General features: G+C 72.9%; 14 protein-coding genes. 6 read left to right on the forward strand and 8 right to left on the reverse strand.

Annotated elements, in window-relative coordinates; all coding sequences use genetic code 11:
* Positions 1 to 2: 2 nt before the first annotated feature.
* Positions 3 to 758, reverse strand: coding sequence for a hydroxyacylglutathione hydrolase (gloB, locus tag WMF29_RS42490; protein ID WP_437325754.1), 756 nt, complete (start codon positions 756 to 758; stop codon positions 3 to 5).
* A gap of 195 nt (positions 759 to 953) precedes the next feature.
* On the opposite strand from gloB, the gene WMF29_RS42495 reads away from it, so the two are divergent.
* Positions 954 to 1,976 carry a hypothetical protein gene (locus WMF29_RS42495; RefSeq protein WP_437325755.1) on the forward strand — a complete coding sequence of 341 codons (1,023 nt, stop codon included), beginning with the start codon at positions 954 to 956 and terminating at the stop codon, positions 1,974 to 1,976.
* Between the two features lie 113 nt (positions 1,977 to 2,089).
* Positions 2,090 to 3,244, forward strand: coding sequence for a bifunctional methionine sulfoxide reductase B/A protein (locus tag WMF29_RS42500; RefSeq protein WP_437331226.1), 1,155 nt, complete (start codon positions 2,090 to 2,092; stop codon positions 3,242 to 3,244).
* A 291-nt stretch (positions 3,245 to 3,535) separates the two neighbouring features.
* On the opposite strand, the gene lpdA is transcribed toward WMF29_RS42500, so the two are convergent.
* The 6 genes from lpdA to WMF29_RS42530 all read right to left on the reverse strand — a co-directional run bounded on the left by lpdA (position 3,536) and on the right by WMF29_RS42530 (position 9,240).
* Positions 3,536 to 4,942, reverse strand: coding sequence for a dihydrolipoyl dehydrogenase (lpdA, locus tag WMF29_RS42505; RefSeq protein WP_437325756.1), 1,407 nt, complete (start codon positions 4,940 to 4,942; stop codon positions 3,536 to 3,538).
* Between the two features lie 162 nt (positions 4,943 to 5,104).
* On the reverse strand, positions 5,105 to 6,298 hold the full coding sequence (locus tag WMF29_RS42510; RefSeq protein ID WP_437325757.1) for a thiamine pyrophosphate-dependent dehydrogenase E1 component subunit alpha: 1,194 nt from the start codon (positions 6,296 to 6,298) through the stop codon (positions 5,105 to 5,107).
* A gap of 115 nt (positions 6,299 to 6,413) precedes the next feature.
* Positions 6,414 to 6,689: a hypothetical protein gene (locus tag WMF29_RS42515; RefSeq protein WP_272102076.1), complete on the reverse strand. Its 276-nt coding sequence runs from the start codon at positions 6,687 to 6,689 to the stop codon at positions 6,414 to 6,416.
* A gap of 141 nt (positions 6,690 to 6,830) precedes the next feature.
* Complete coding sequence (locus tag WMF29_RS42520) at positions 6,831 to 7,442, reverse strand: DUF4149 domain-containing protein (protein WP_437325758.1); 612 nt, start codon at positions 7,440 to 7,442, stop codon at positions 6,831 to 6,833.
* Positions 7,439 to 8,467, reverse strand: coding sequence for a HEAT repeat domain-containing protein (locus WMF29_RS42525; protein ID WP_437325759.1), 1,029 nt, complete (start codon positions 8,465 to 8,467; stop codon positions 7,439 to 7,441). Before WMF29_RS42525 ends, WMF29_RS42520 begins: the two co-directional genes overlap by 4 nt.
* A 53-nt stretch (positions 8,468 to 8,520) precedes the next feature.
* On the reverse strand, positions 8,521 to 9,240 hold the full coding sequence (locus tag WMF29_RS42530; RefSeq protein ID WP_437325760.1) for a hypothetical protein: 720 nt from the start codon (positions 9,238 to 9,240) through the stop codon (positions 8,521 to 8,523).
* A gap of 168 nt (positions 9,241 to 9,408) precedes the next feature.
* Between WMF29_RS42530 and WMF29_RS42535 the strand changes: the two genes are divergently transcribed.
* From WMF29_RS42535 to WMF29_RS42550, 4 genes are all read left to right on the forward strand, one after another.
* Positions 9,409 to 9,714, forward strand: a complete 306-nt coding sequence (locus WMF29_RS42535; RefSeq protein WP_272102072.1) for a YfhL family 4Fe-4S dicluster ferredoxin — start codon at positions 9,409 to 9,411, stop codon at positions 9,712 to 9,714.
* A gap of 94 nt (positions 9,715 to 9,808) precedes the next feature.
* Positions 9,809 to 10,576 carry a hypothetical protein gene (locus WMF29_RS42540; RefSeq protein ID WP_437325761.1) on the forward strand — a complete coding sequence of 256 codons (768 nt, stop codon included), beginning with the start codon at positions 9,809 to 9,811 and terminating at the stop codon, positions 10,574 to 10,576.
* 186 nt (positions 10,577 to 10,762) lie between these two features.
* Complete coding sequence (locus WMF29_RS42545; RefSeq protein WP_437325762.1) at positions 10,763 to 11,737, forward strand: hypothetical protein; 975 nt, start codon at positions 10,763 to 10,765, stop codon at positions 11,735 to 11,737.
* Between the two features lie 22 nt (positions 11,738 to 11,759).
* Positions 11,760 to 13,826: a protein kinase domain-containing protein gene (locus WMF29_RS42550; protein ID WP_437325763.1), complete on the forward strand. Its 2,067-nt coding sequence runs from the start codon at positions 11,760 to 11,762 to the stop codon at positions 13,824 to 13,826.
* A gap of 78 nt (positions 13,827 to 13,904) precedes the next feature.
* Here the strand turns inward: WMF29_RS42550 and WMF29_RS42555 are convergent, their stop codons facing one another.
* Positions 13,905 to 14,252, reverse strand: a complete 348-nt coding sequence (locus WMF29_RS42555) for a hypothetical protein (RefSeq protein WP_437325764.1) — start codon at positions 14,250 to 14,252, stop codon at positions 13,905 to 13,907.
* Between the last annotated feature and the right edge of the window lie 136 nt (positions 14,253 to 14,388).

Here is a 14,388-nt window from a genome sequence, read left to right on the forward strand (position 1 = left end):
AGTCAGCGGTAATCGTCCTTCGCGCGACGCACGGCGGCGAACACGTCGGACGGCGTGGCCCCCGGGAAGCGCGCCTGCAAACTCGGCTCGCTGCAGCGCAGGAACGGGTTCGTCGCGAGCTCGTCGGCCATCGTGCTCCCGACCGTGGGCTCGCCGCGCTCCCGCGCCGCACGGGCAGCCGCGAGCTTCTTGCGGACAGCCTCGTTCTCGGGCTCGACCGCCTCGGCGAAACGGAGGTTGTTCACGGTGTATTCATGACCGCAGAAGACGCGCGTGTGCGCCGGGAGCGCGGCGAGCTTCGAGAGCGAGGCGTGCATCACCTCCGGCGTCCCCTCGAACATGCGGCCACATCCGGCGATGAAGAGCGTATCTCCGGTGAACACAACGTCCTCGACGCAATACGAGACGGCGCCGAGCGTGTGGCCGGGGACGTGCAACGGCTGGAGCGTGAGGCCGGCGACCTGGACCGGCGTGCCCTCCTCGACCCGCTCCGTCTGCGCGGGAACGCGCCCGACGTCGCTCGAGTGCGCATAGACCGGGAGGTCGCCGTAACGCTCGCGGAGCGCCTCGTTGCCGCCGACGTGATCGTGGTGGTGGTGCGTGTTGACGATGGCGACCAGACTGAGCTTCTCGCGCTCGAGCGCCGCGATGATCGGCTGGGCCTCCGAGGGATCGATGACGATCGCCTCGCGCCGCCCGTCCGCGGCCACGAGGTACGCGTAGTTGTCGCTGAGACAGGGCACGGGGAGGATGCGCATGAGGCGTCGACTATAGCGGCGCCCCCGGCCGGAGCCGGGGAAAAGGTGCGCGCGCCGCCGCGGAGCACGCATGAGCTCGAGAAAGTCTGAGAATTTTGGGACCGAACCGGCAAGTGGTCCCGAGCGGGGCGGCGGGTGGCCTGGCGGAGATCCGCGCGGTGACGCGGGCGCCGTGGTGTGGCAGAGGGGCCGTGCATGACGTCCGCCGAGCCCTCCGTCCGCTACCGCATCGGCGTCGATGAGAACGGGCTGGGCCCGCGGCTCGGTCCCATGGTGGTGACGGCGGTCCTCACGCGCGTCACGGAGGCGGGCTGGCAGGTCGCCGGCCGCGCCCCTCGCGGCGCCCTCGCCCAGCGGCTCGGCGACTCGAAGCAGCTCGTTGCGCACGGGGATGTCTCGCTCGGCGAGGCCTGGGCGCGCGCGCTGGTCGCGCGCGGCTGCGGCCGCGGCCGCGACGGGACGGCCAGCGGCGCGTCGTCGGTGGATGAGCTGCTCCACGCCGTCGCGCTCGATGATCGCCCCGCGCTCCGCGCGCTCTGCCCTGGCCACGTCGAGGAGCAGTGCTGGTCGGCGGAGGGCGAGGCGTTCACCGCGCCCGACGAGCTGCTCGGCGCGGTCGGCAAGGACCTCGACAAGCTGTCGGGGAAGGGGGTCGAGGTCGTCGCCGTGCGCTCGGTGCTGCTCTGCGCGAAGCGGATGAACGACGGGGCGCGCGCCGGGAAGAACAGGTTCGTGCTCGATCTCCACGCGATGGAGCGCCTCGTCCTGGAGCTCCGCGGCCTCGCGGGCGCGGAGGTGTTCGCGGTGTGCGGCAAGGTCGGCGGCTTCGGCAAGTACGGCTCCGTGTTCGGCCCGCTCGCGGGGAGGATGCACGTCGTGCTCGAGGAGAGCCGCGCCCGCAGCGCCTACCGCTTCCCCGGCCTCGGCGAGATCGCGTTCGTCCGCGATAGCGACGCCTCGGATCTTTGCGTCGCGATGGCGTCGATGGTGGGCAAGTACGTCCGCGAGGCGCTCATGGAGCGGGTCGCGCGCCACTACCAGCGCGCGGTTCCGGGCCTGCACGGGGCGAGCGGCTACTACGATCCGGTCACGTCGGCGTTCATCGGGGCGACCCGCCTCGTCCGCCGCGCGCGCGAGATCCCTGCCGAGTGCTTCGAGCGGGGCGCCGGCGAGAGCGCCGGCGAAAGCGACGCCTCACTCGAGAGCGGCGGCCCGTAGCGCCGAGGCCGGCGCCGCGCGAGGCCGCGCGGGGCGCGCTCGCCGGGCGAAACCAGCGGTGCCGCGGGGCGTAGGAGGGTTGGGTGCGCTACCCTCGACAGGCCAGGTGGATGATGAAATGGCTCCGCGCTGCTGGTCTTCTCTTCGCGCTCGTCCTCATTGCGTGCGCCGCCGTGTTCGCGTGCTTTCGCGCCGGCGATGCAGGGAGGGCGAGCAAGGTGATTCCGGGGTCCAAGGAGGCTGTGACGATGTCGGACAGAAGCTATCGCAAACCGTCGGATGAGGAGCTGCGCAAGCAGCTCACGCCGCTCGCATACGAGGTCACCCAGCGCGACGCGACCGAGCCGCCGTTCCGCAACGCCTTCTGGGACAACCACGAGGCGGGCCTCTACGTGGATGTCGCGAGCGGCGAGCCGCTCTTCACGTCGCTCGACAAGTTCGACTCGGGCACCGGCTGGCCGAGCTTCACGCGCCCCGTCGAGCCGGAGCGGGTCGTGGAGCGCTCGGACAGGGGCCACGGGATGGTCCGAACGGAGGTGCGCTCCAAGGCCGGCAACTCGCACCTCGGGCACGTCTTCGAGGACGGGCCCGGGCCCGACGGGCTGCGCTACTGCATCAACTCCGCGTCCCTCCGGTTCATCCCGCTGGCTCGCCTCGAGGCGGAGGGTTACGGCGCCTATCGGGCGCTGTTCGAGGGCCGCGGCGGCGCGCCTAGGGAGCAAGCGAGCGCGAACGCCTGCGCCGTCCCGGCGCCTGGCGAGGCGCCTGGGTGCCAGACGACGCTGGAGACGGCCGTCCTGGCGGGCGGCTGCTTCTGGGGGATGGAAGAGCTCCTCCGGCAGATCCCCGGTGTCCTCGAGACGGAGGTCGGTTATGCCGGCGGCCGTACGAAGGCGCCGACCTACGAGGACGTGAAGACCGGATCGACGGGCCACGCCGAGTCGGTGCGCATCGTCTTCGATCCCGCGAAGCTGTCCTATGCCGAGCTGCTCGAGAAGTGGTTCTTCCGCATGCACGATCCGACGACGAGGAACCGCCAGGGCAACGACGTCGGGACGCAGTACCGCTCAGCGATCTTCGTCACGACGCCCGAGCAGCGCCGCATCGCCGAGGAGGTGAAGGCGCGCGTCGACAAGAGCGGCAAGTGGCGCGCGCCGCTCGTCACCGAGATCGTGGAAGCCGGCCCGTTCACGCGCGCCGAGGAGTACCACCAGAAGTACCTGGAGAAGTACCCGGCCGGGTATACGTGTCATTTCATGCGCGACTGACGCGACGGTGGCCTAGCGTCGATCCAAGCGCTCGTCCGACGGCTGCGACGGGTCGACCGGAAGTGGGTTGAAAACGCAAAGGCGCAAAGGCGCAAAGGCGCAAGGAGAGAGGGAAGGACGAGCGACCCCTCTCCTTCGTCTTTTTGCGCCTTTGCGCCTTTGCGCCTTTGCGTTTTTTCTTACGTGCACCAGCGGCTCACACCGCTAGCGGCTCACACGGAAGGCCAGCGCGCACAGCCGGCGGCCGCGCCCCCGTGGGGCGCAGGCCAGCGCTGCTCTGGAGCGACGAGCTCAGCGATTTGCGATGTGGATCGCCGCGCCCATGGCGTGGGCGGCGGCTTCCATCAGCGACTCGCCGAGGGTCGGGTGGGGGTGGATCGTGAGCGAGATGTCCTCGAGGAAGGCCGCCATCTCGAGCGAGAGGGACGCCTCGCTGATCATGGTGCTGGCCTCCGGCCCGACGATGTGGACGCCGAGCACCTGCTTCGTCTTCTTGTCGGCGACGATCTTCACGAAGCCCTCGGTCTCGTTCATGGCCATGGCCTTGCCGAGCACCGAGAACGGGAACTTGCCGATGCTGACCTCGAGGCCCTTCGCCTTCGCCTCGGCCTCGGTGAGCCCCACCGTGGCGATCTCCGGATCGGTGAAGATCGCGCCCGGGATCGCGACCCAGTCCTTCTCGGCCTTGTGCCCCGCGATGACCTCGGCGGCGATCTCGCCCTCCTTCGTCGCCTTGTGCGCGAGCAGGGGCGGCCCGCTGACGTCGCCGATGGCGTAGATCGACGGCACGTTGGTGCGGCAGAACTTGTCCGTCGGGACGAACCCGCGCTGATCGACCGTGACGCCGACCTTCTCGAGGCCGAGCCCCTTGCTGCTCGGCCGCATGCCGACGGCGACGAGCACGGTGTCGACGACGATCGTCTGCTCCTTGCCCTCGGCCTGGATCTTCACCCCGACCGAGCCGTCCTTCTGCTTCTCGTACCCGAGCGCCTTGGCGTTCTTGTGGATCGTGCCGCCGCGCTTCAGGATCTTGCGCTCGACGATCTTGGTGCAGTCGGGGTCGACGCCCGTGAGCAGCTCCGGCAGCGCCTCGACGACGATGAGCTCGGCGCCGAACGCCTGGTAGACCATGCCGAGCTCGAGGCCGATGACGCCGCCGCCGATCACCATCAGCCGCTTCGGGACGCGGCGCAGGCTGACCGCCTCCTTCGCGCCGATGATCGTGTCGCCGTCGAACTTGAACGTCGGGATCTCGATGGTCGTCGAGCCGGTCGCGATCACGATCGCCTTGGTCGCCTCGAACTGCTCCACCGAGCCGTCCGCCCGGGTCACGTCCACGCGCTTCGGCCCCACGACCGTGGCGGTGCCGTTCACCACGTCGGCGCCGTTGCCCTTGAGCAGCGAGCCGACGCCGCCGGTGAGCTTCTTGACGATGCCTTCTTTCCAGTCCTGCATCTTGTTGGCGTCGAGCTCGACGCCGCTGACCTTGATGCCCATCGCGGCGCCGGCCTGCGACTTCTCGTAGAGATGCGCGGCGGAGATCAGCGCCTTGGAGGGGATACACCCCCAGTTGAGGCAGACGCCGCCGACGTTCTCCTTCTCGATGCAGAGCACCTTCTGCTTGAGCTGAGCGAGCCGGATGGCGCAGGGGTAACCGCCGGGGCCGGCTCCGATCACGATTGCGTCGTAGGTCTTCATCCTTGTCCTTTTGTGCGCTTCGAAGACTGGAACTAGGGGCGCCGGGGTTCGTCAGGCAAGCCCCTCGCCGACAGCCCTGAGGCCGCGCCCGCACCCGCGAGCCGTCCCTGGGTGCCCGGGGGCTTACACGACCTCGCAGCGAGGGGAAATCCCTCCCCGAGGTCAGCGCCCGCCGCCGTGCGCCGGCGCTTTCGGGGAGCGCAGCAGCTCTGCGCGCTGGTCGCGCAGGTGCCAGGGCAGCTCCGCATAGACGTCGTCGAACAGCGTCTCCCGGGCAGGCGGTCCCATCGCCTCGACCTCGGCGACGGCGGCGGCGATCTCGGCGTTGAGCTCCGCCTCGAGGGAGGACTCCGCGGCGTCGTCGAGGAGCCCGCGGCCGGCGAGGTGGCGCCCGAGGCGCAGCAGCGGGTCGCGCTCCGTCCAGCGATCGACCTCCTCCTGCGACCGGTAGCGGCTCGGGTCGTCGCTCGAGGAGTGCGCGCCGACGCGGTAGGTGAGCGCCTCGATGAAGCTGGGGCCGCCGCCGCCACGAGCCCGCGCGACCGCCTCGGAGACGGCGCGGTAGACGGCGATGACGTCGTTGCCGTCGACCCGCACCGACGGGACACCGTAGGCGCGCCCCTTGATGGCGATCGTCCTCGAGGCCGTCTGCCGGTCCGTCGGCACGCTGATGGCCCAGTGGTTGTTCTGGCAGATCATGACGCACGGCGCCTTGAAGACCGCCGCGAAGTTCATCGCGCTGTGGAAATCGGGCTCGCTCGTCGCGCCGTCGCCCATGAACCCCACCACCACGGCGCTGTCGCGCCGCAGCTTCGCGGCCCACGCGGCGCCGACCGCCTGCGGGAGCTGCGGGCCGATGCAGCTCGACCAGGACACCTGGTTCACCTGCCGCCCGCTCATGTGCGACGGCATCTGGCGCCCCTGGAGGAGGTCGCCCGCGTTGCCGAACACCTGGGCCACATAGGTGCGGAGCGGGAAGCCGCGCACCAGCATCATCACGCTCTCGCGCAGCGCGGGGAAGATCCAGTCCGTCGGCTCGACCGCGAGCGCGGTGGCGATCGGCGTCGCCTCCTGGCCGGTGCACGCGCCGTAGAAGCCGACCCGCCCCTGCCGCTGGAGCAGGAGCATGCGCGCGTCGAGCAGCCTGAGGCGCTTGATCTCGCGGTACGCGCGCAGCAGCAGCGCGTCGCTCAGGCAGGGGTCGGTCGCGGGATCCAGGGTTCCGTCGTCCCGGAGGACGCTGAGCAAGCCCTCGTCGCCCCCCTCCCCTGGTCGCGACGTGGGCGCGTGAGGTGGAGGGGCGTCGGCGGCGGACCTCGCGGACGCGCCGGGCGGCGTGGCTTCCAGCTCGCTCATGACCGGACCATACCGCGAAATGACGGCGCTCGTGGCCCCTTCGGCCCGCGGCGACGCCCCTCCGGCGCCCTGCAGCATGCCCGAGCGAAGCGGCTCACATCCCTCGCGCACGAGCTCAGCCGAGCAGGACGCGGAACATCCGCTTGCTGTCCGAGAGGTAGTAGTAAGCGGCGCGGTCCGCGTCGCCCATCAGATCGAGGATGGCGCGCTCCATCTGATCGGGGCTCAGCGTGTTCGACACTTCCCAGGTGTCGGGCGTGACCTCGTCGCCCTGCCACGGTCCGGCGCAGAGCGCGACGAGGCGCGCCCGGTTCGCCTCGTCGGCGATCGAGAAGGTGATGATGTAATCGTGGTTGACGAAGCCGCTATAGAGCTTGTTGTCACGCGGCATCCGATCCCTCCGTATCGTGGGCGCGATGCGCGGCGGCGCGCGCGCGACCGTCGCGCCCCGCGGAGCCTCGATCGTCGCGCTCGCGCTCGCGCTCGCGCCCACGCCCGAGGCGACGGCGCAGGTGGGACGCCCCCGGCGTCGTCACCGCGGGCCGGGCGGCAGCGGGGCGGCCGCTTCCTCGTCGTCGTCCTGCTCGGGGCGGCGGGCGCCGAGCGTGAAGACGTGCAGCAGGACCAGGCTCGCGCCGAGGAACACCTCCGACTTGCTCACGAGCTCGGCGCGGCGATGGACGCGCTCGAGCTCCATGCCGAGCTCCCCCTCGCCGCGCTGGACGCCCTCGCGGTGGAGCGCCGCGATGCGGGGGGTGAGCGCCAGGCCGACGTACGCGGCGCACCCGGCCAGCACCATGGCGACGACGCGGCGCACGCGCGCCGCGCGGCCCGCGCCCTGGCGGTACGCGGCCCAGGTGCGGGCCACCTCGGCGCCGAGGAGGATCACCGCGGCGCCGAGCGCGAATTGATCGAAGCGGGCGAACGCCGCGCTCATCGCGTCGCCGGAGAAGGGGGCCGGGGCGAGCCGGAAGACGAACGGGGCAGCGCAGGCGCCCAGCGCCACGATGCCGCCGACCCAGGCCCCCGCCGCGAGCGCGGCCACGCTCGCGGCCACGCGATCGATGAGGGAGCGGCGCGACGCGGCGCGCTCTTCGGGGCTCGGGGCGAGGTCCGCCTCGCTGAACTGGGCTTCATCGTTCATGCATCCACCTCGGAAGCGAGGACGGCGAGCGCCTCCTCGACGGCCCCCTGATCGGCCTTCCGCTCGTCTCCCCGCATCGCCGCGATCGCGGCGCGGGCAGCCGCGAGGCGGGCGCGACCGGCGGCCGCGACGGCGAGCGTGCGCCGGTGGCGGTCCCACGCGCCGAGCTCGCTGAGGATCTCGCGGATGGCCCGCTCGTGGCCCATCCGCGCGAGCGCGACGCGCGCGTGCCAGCGCAGCGGATCGCGACCGAAGCCGAGCTTGAGCCCGAACGCGCGCCGCTCAAGGGCGCTCCGGGAAGCGGCGAGGCCGAGCTCGCCGCAGAGCTCGATGGCCGCGGCCTCGTCCTCGTGATCGACCCCTTGGAGCTTTCCTCCCACGATCTCGGCGAGCACGGGGTGGCCCACCGGATCGCCGAAGCGCGCGGTGACGACCGCCGCCGCTGCCCGGACCAGCGGGGACGCGTGGCCGAGCAGCGCGCGTGCCCGCGCCATGCCAAGCGGAGGCAGCTCACCGCCGGACTCCCCCAGCTCCTCGAACATCCGCAGCGCGATGTGGCAGACGAGCGGGTCGTCGTCGTGGGTGGCCTGCATGACGGCCTCGATCGCGTCGACCTGCTGGGCGCAGACGCGCGGGAACGCGATCACCGCCTGGAACCGCACCTCGGGCCGCTCGTCCGAGAGGGCGCGCCGGAGCCGGCCCGTGGCCCGCATGTCCCCGATCTCGCCGAGCGCCGTGATCGCCATCTGCCGGACGTAGGGATCCACGTCCTCGACGGCGAGGAGCAGGGCGGGGAGCGCCTCGACGGCCTTCGTGTCGGCGAGGGCGATGGCCGCTGCCGCGCGGACCGCTGCGTGCTCATCGACGCGCAGCGCGCCCTCGATCGCGCGCACGACCTGCTCCCGTGCCGTCGTGGCATACGGGACGAGGTCGCTCACGGCCTCCGCGCGCACGGCCGGCTTCTGCGAAGCGACGTCGCGCAGCGCAGCCTCGAGCGTCCTTTTCGCGGGGGCCGGTCCGAACACGCGGCCAACGCTAGCACGGTCGACGCGCAAAGCCGGGCCGCTCCGAGCGGCGCTCAGCCGCCGCCCGAACCGCCAGCGCCGCCCGAACCGTCAGCGCCGCCCGAACCGCCAGCGCCCCCTTCGCCACCCGAGCCGCCGCCTTCGCCCTCCGAGCCGCCGGCGCCTCCCGCGCCACCCGACCCTCCAGCGCCGCCGGCGCCGCCGGCGCCCGAGGCATCCGGCGTGTAGGGGGGCCACTCGTCTTGTTCAGGAGCGGCCCTGCACACCCCAGGCTCGCTCTCGACGCCGCCCGGCGGCTCGCTGGCGGCGCTCGACGCGGACGGCGGGTTCGGCAGGCAGGCCTTCGAGCCTTCTGGCCTGGCGTCGACGATCGCGGCGTTGCGCTCGCCCGGCGCGATCCCTGCGGCATCCTGGATCTTGCCCAGCGCGACGCACGAGTAGCCGCGGCGGCAGTCGTCGTCCTCATCGCAGGTAGCCATGCAGAACGTGCGCTCGAAGCGCGGCCAGCGGACGTTCTCGAGCTCGCTGCACGCCGGATCGATCACCGGGTTGAACGCGACACAGACGCTGCTCCCGGAGCAGCCGTCCGGCTCGCAGTTGAAGACCGTGCAGTAGCCGCCAGGCTGCGTCCCATCGCAGAGGAGCTGCTGCTCTGCCTGCACGCAATCGAGCGACGAGGTGCACGGATCGCCGATCTGGGGACCGCATCCGGCGAGCAGCGAGGATGCGCCAAGGACGACGAGCAGGAGGGCGGGCTCGGTGAGGCGGAGCATCGAGGAGGCCGCTTAGTACCGGCAGGGGCGCCCGCGCGCAAGCGCAGGCCCGCGACGCCCATGACACCGTGCCGGAACCGGCGCTCGCTTCCGCCCGAATTGACACCCTGCGGTCAGGCCTCTACAAACGAGCGGACCGGGGTGACCCCGGAGAACGAAGCGAAGGCCATGGCGACTTACATCACCGAAGACTGCATCAACTGCGGCGCCTGCGAGCCCGAATGCCCGAACGAAGCCATCAGCGAGGGCGACGAGATCTATGTGATCGATCCGGAGCTCTGCACCGAGTGCGTCGGCTTCTATGATCACGAAGCGTGCCAGGCCGTATGCCCGGTCGAGTGCTGCCTGCCCAACCCGCAGATCGTGGAGACCGAGGAGGTCCTCATCGCGCGCGCCGTCAGGCTGCACCCCGACGATGCGGAGCTGAAGAAGCGGGCCGCTGCCAACGATTACCCCTCGCGCTTCCGCAAGTAGCGCGCCTCTTCGCGCACCATCGCGTCGCCTCTGCGGCCGCGCTTCCCATGCCTCCGCCGGCTCCGTCGGTTCGATGCGGCGCCCGGGTCACACCGTGATCCGGCGCTGGGCCGCAGTGGTCCTCGCGGGCGCCTGCGCGGGCTGCCATGGCAGCGGTCCGCTGCTCCACCCGGCCCACGTCCTCCGTCCCGGCGCCGTGCGCCTCGGCGGCGGCCTGTCGGGTGACATGGTCGTCGCCGGAGCGGCGGACGCAGGCGCGAGCGCCGCCGACCCCGCAACGGCGGAGGGCGCCGCGCGACGAAAGCTCTCCGAGATCACCGTCTCGCCGGGTGTCGCGCCGTGGGCCAGCGCCCGCGTCGGGATCGAGGGCGAGAACGAAGCGGGGCTGACGTACACGGGGCGAGCCATCCGGCTCGACGGGCGCCACGCGTTCCCGCTCGGCGACGCGGCCCTGTCGATCGGCCTCGGCGCCTCGGCGCTCCTCGCGGGCGGGCCGGGCCCCAGCGCAGAAGGGATCGACGTCCACGGCGCGGGGCTCGACGTCCCTCTGCTGCTCGGCTTCCGGTCGGACGCGGATCTCTACGCGGTCTGGTTCGGTCCCCGGCTCGGCTTCGAGCTCCTCGGCGGCCAGGTGCGGCTGCCCGCCGCCGGAGCGGCGCTCCGAGGACCGCTCGTCGACGCGTCGGGCCAGCATCTCCAGCTCGGGTTCGTGCTGGGCATCCGCGCGGGGTTCCGCCACGTGCACGTCGCGCTCGAGGCCACCGCGACCTACCACCACGCCGAGGGCGAGATCGCCGGCAGTCCGGTCGCGATCGATCAGGGCACCGTCGCCCCGGGCGGCGGCCTCACGGTCACCTTCTGACGCGACCGCAACAAACGCAACGACGTTGCAACGTCGGCAAGCACGACGCCGGAGCGTTCCCGGACGTAACCGGACGTATCGAAGCGCAGCAAGCGTAACAAAACGTAATGAAACGGATTCCCTGCCATTTTCGGTGGCAGGCGCAGGCGCTTGCCCGGCCGGAGGACCCGTCTTAGACTCGGATCTATGCGTCCCCACGGCGCCCTCGCCACCTCATGCCTGCTCGCCGGTGCGGCTCTCGTCGGCTGTTCGGCGCCTGTCGCGGGCGACGCGACGGAGGTCAACGGGGTGGTCACCCAGGGGGTCGTGCGCGTCGAGCGCGCGATCAACCTGAGCCGGGATGCCGCCTCGACCGCCACCCCCGGTGAGCTCGACGACGCCGCGCCGCCGAGCGCGGGCGTCGACGGCGCGGGGGCGGTCACGAACGTGCTGGCGAAGTTCATGCGCCTCTCGTCCGCGATGGATCCCGAGCTCGCCGAGGGCGCCGTCGGGAAGCCGTTCGTCCTCCCCTCCGCCGGCAGCTGCATGGTCCTCTCGCCCGCCGCCGACGACGAGGCGGCGAGCAGCATCAGCTCGCTCAGCCCCATCGAGCTCCTCGACGCGGGCGACGTGACGATGAAGACCGAGAGCACCGAGATGCCGCTCGCAGCCCGCGCGTTCCCGGACGTGGGCGCCCTGGTCTTCGGCGTGTTCTACACGTCGCGCGACGCCACCAGCGATCTGCCTGCGCCGGCGCGGTACGTGTTCGAGAGCTCCGGCTCGGGGCAGCTCGACCGGTTCGCGTTCGAGGCCGATGCCCCCGCGGGTCCCGAGGAGGTGCGCATCGGCGACGCCGAGCTGGCCGACGGCGTCGATCTCGACGCCGGGGTCGGCGCGGTCGTGCAGTGGCGCGCGGACGAGGGCGGCCGGGCGCGGGACGTCATCTACGTCGATGTGACCTCGGCGCACGGCGCGACCGTTCGGTGCGCGTTCAAGGACACCGGCAGGGGCGTGATCCCCGGTTCCTTGCTGGATCCCTCGACGCTCGGGCCTCTGCCGGCGAACGCGACGCTCGCCCTGCACCGGACGCGGCAGGTGCCGTTCAACGCATCGGGGATCGACCTCGGCGAGGTGCGCTTCGACCTCTCCGTGAACGGCCGAGCGCGCATCGCCGCGCGCTGACGGCGCTCCGACCGACATCGGCGTGGCGTACGAGGATCTGCGACGTCGCGCGGCCGAGCTCGCCGCGATCGGGCAGCGCGACCGCGGCACCGCGCTCCTCGTGGCTGCCGGAGATCACGCGGGCGCATCGGAGCTGCTCGAGCGCGTCTGCGATTTCGCCGGCGCGGCCCGGGAGGCGCTGGCAGCAGGGGACCCGGCCCGCGCAGCGCTGATGGCCGCGCTCGGCGGCGACGAGGCGCTCGCGCGCGAGGCGCTCGATCGGATCGCCGCCACGTCGCCCCGGGACGCCGCGCTGCGCGCGGCCGCCGACCTCGCGGCGCGCGGGTTCTCGCGCCACGCGGGCGCGCTGTTCGCGGCGCTCGGCGCCCACGCGGCGGCCGCGGAGGCGTTCACCGCGGCCCACGACGCGTGCCGCGCCGCCGAGAGCTTCGAGCTCGCCGGCCGCCCGGCCGACGGCGCGCGGGTGCTCGAGGCCGCGCTCCGCCGCCGCCCGGGCGACGCGGCGGCGTGGCTCGCGCTGGGCGAGCTGCTCGCGCGCCACGGCCGCACCGAGGCCGCCGTGCGGGCGCTCCAGCAGCTGCCGCCCGCCGCCGCCGAGCGGGCCCGCGCGCTGCCGCTGCTCGGCCGCTGCCTGAGCGAGCTCGGGCTCGAGGACGCCGCGCGGACCGTCCGCGACGAGCTCGCCCGGCTCGATCCGCTTGGCCAGGAGGCGCTCTCCTCGCGAGGCGCCGCTCCCGGCAGCCCCGCCGCAGGCCCTCCCCCGGCAGGACCGGCGCCCGTCGGGCCGCTCCTCTTCGGGCGCTACGAGACGCTGCGCGAGGTCACGTCGACGCCCCACGCGCGCGTGGTGGAGGCGCGCGACCGGATCACGGCGGAGCGCGTCGCCGTGAAGATCTTCGCGGGCGCGGCGTTCGGAGCGGGCCGCGACGCGCTCCTCCGGTTCGAGCGCGAGGCGCGCGCCCTCGCCCAGCTCCGGCACCCGAACGTCGTCGCGCTCCGCGCGTACCACCCCGAAGGGCCGGCGATGGTGCTCGCCTGGATGACGGGCGGGTCCCTGATCGAGCGGCTGCGGGGGGAGCCGGTCACCCCCGCGCGCGCCGTCGAGATCGCGGGCGCGCTCCTGTCCGCGCTCGGCGAAGCGCACCGCCTCGGCATCCTCCACCGCGACGTGAAGCCGAGCAACGTGCTCTTCGACGAGATCGGGACGGCTCACCTCGCGGATTTCGGCGCGGCGCACCTCGGGGATCTCTCGTCCACCGCCACGGCGGGCGCGATCGGGACGTTCGCGTACATGTCGCCGGAGCAGCGCATGGGCCGACCGGCGACGCTGGCGAGCGATCTGTACGGCGTCGGCGCGGTGCTCGCCGAGCTGCTCACCGGAGAGCCGCCCGCCCCCGCCGTGCGCGGGCAGCTCGATCCCGCGCCGAGCGAGGTCCATCCGGACCTCACGGCGGCCCACGACGCGGCGGTGGCGGCGCTGCTCGCGGAGGACCCCGCCGCGCGGCCGGCCGACGCGTTCGAGGCGCGGCGCGCGATCACCGCGATCGCCTGGCCAGAGCGCGCGCGGCCGCGGCGGTCGCGCGCGAGCGGCCGGCCCCGATCGAGCGACGCGCCGCCCGCCACGGCGGCGCGGCTCGCGGCGACCCTGGAGGTCGGCGACGGCCGCGACACGGAGGGGCGCTGGCACGACGCCTGGCTCGATCGCGACGTCCTCGTGCTGCAGCTCGACGACGCGACCCTCGCCCGGGCCCGGGCCTTCGCGCGCGCCGGCCACGCGGCCTTGGCGTCCGTCCTCCGGGTCGATCTCGCCAACGGCGAGGTCTGGGTGGCGCTGCCCCAGGGCCGGGCGCTCGCCGACGAGGCGCGCGCGCTGACAAGGGCTCAGCGCGCGCGCCTCGGCGAGGGTATCGCGGCGCTCCACGCGGCCGGAGGCGCGCACGGGTGCATCGACAGCCAGCACCTTTACGTCCACGACGGCGAGCTCACGCTGGCCTACCCGCGCGAGGCTCCCGGCGACGTGGAGGAGCTCGCAGCGCGGGATCTCGCGGCGCTCCAGGAGCTCGACAGGAACGCGCTGGACGAGCTCTAGCTCGATGAGTCAGGGCGGAGGCGGCGCCCTACGCGGGGCCCGCGATGCGCGAGCGCGCGCGGTGTCCGGCGCGCCGGCTCAGTTCGGCGGAGACGGGGCGGGCGGCGGCGCCGGCTGCGGCGGCGAGATGCGCCCGCCGGGCGAGGTGCAGAAGCCCCCGTAATCGTCGCGCTTGGTGATGTCGTAACAGCAGTAATCGCCGTCGTACTCGGGCTCGCTGTCGACCGACTCGACCTCGCCGCTGCACGAGTCGCTTCCGAAATAGGCGAGCGCCTCGTCCTGCGAGGGGCATTCCCCTTCGATCTCGGTCCACTCGAAGCACCCGACCTTGTCGCACCCCGTCGTCGCGAGGGTGAGCGCCAGGGCTGCGAGCTGGAGGGCCCGGACCGGACAACGCGCGAGGGACGAACGGATCGTCGAGATCATGGATTCTCCCGGACACACGGGCGCTGCGCGCGCCCCGAGCGAGCATACTCCGGTTCGGACGAAGCCGGCTGCTCCGGAGAGGACCGAGCAGGCTCGCGTCGCGCGGCGGCGTGCGCCTCGCCTCGCCGCGCGGCGC

The sequence above is a fragment of the Sorangium sp. So ce381 genome (assembly GCF_051473845.1).
GTDB classification, from domain to species: domain Bacteria; phylum Myxococcota_A; class Polyangia; order Polyangiales; family Polyangiaceae; genus Sorangium; species Sorangium atrum.

Coding starts and splice junctions, on each gene's coding strand:
- WMF29_RS42510 (WP_437325757.1), bottom strand. CDS start 6,298: ATGAGCGAGCTGGAAGCCACGCCGCCCGGCGCGTCCGCGAGGTCCGCC.
- WMF29_RS42555 (WP_437325764.1), bottom strand. CDS start 14,252: ATGATCTCGACGATCCGTTCGTCCCTCGCGCGTTGTCCGGTCCGGGCC.
- WMF29_RS42495 (WP_437325755.1), top strand. CDS start 954: ATGACGTCCGCCGAGCCCTCCGTCCGCTACCGCATCGGCGTCGATGAG.
- WMF29_RS42520 (WP_437325758.1), bottom strand. CDS start 7,442: ATGAACGATGAAGCCCAGTTCAGCGAGGCGGACCTCGCCCCGAGCCCC.
- lpdA (WP_437325756.1), bottom strand. CDS start 4,942: ATGAAGACCTACGACGCAATCGTGATCGGAGCCGGCCCCGGCGGTTAC.
- WMF29_RS42515 (WP_272102076.1), bottom strand. CDS start 6,689: ATGCCGCGTGACAACAAGCTCTATAGCGGCTTCGTCAACCACGATTAC.
- WMF29_RS42530 (WP_437325760.1), bottom strand. CDS start 9,240: ATGCTCCGCCTCACCGAGCCCGCCCTCCTGCTCGTCGTCCTTGGCGCA.
- gloB (WP_437325754.1), bottom strand. CDS start 758: ATGCGCATCCTCCCCGTGCCCTGTCTCAGCGACAACTACGCGTACCTC.
- WMF29_RS42535 (WP_272102072.1), top strand. CDS start 9,409: ATGGCGACTTACATCACCGAAGACTGCATCAACTGCGGCGCCTGCGAG.
- WMF29_RS42545 (WP_437325762.1), top strand. CDS start 10,763: ATGCGTCCCCACGGCGCCCTCGCCACCTCATGCCTGCTCGCCGGTGCG.
- WMF29_RS42500 (WP_437331226.1), top strand. CDS start 2,090: ATGAAATGGCTCCGCGCTGCTGGTCTTCTCTTCGCGCTCGTCCTCATT.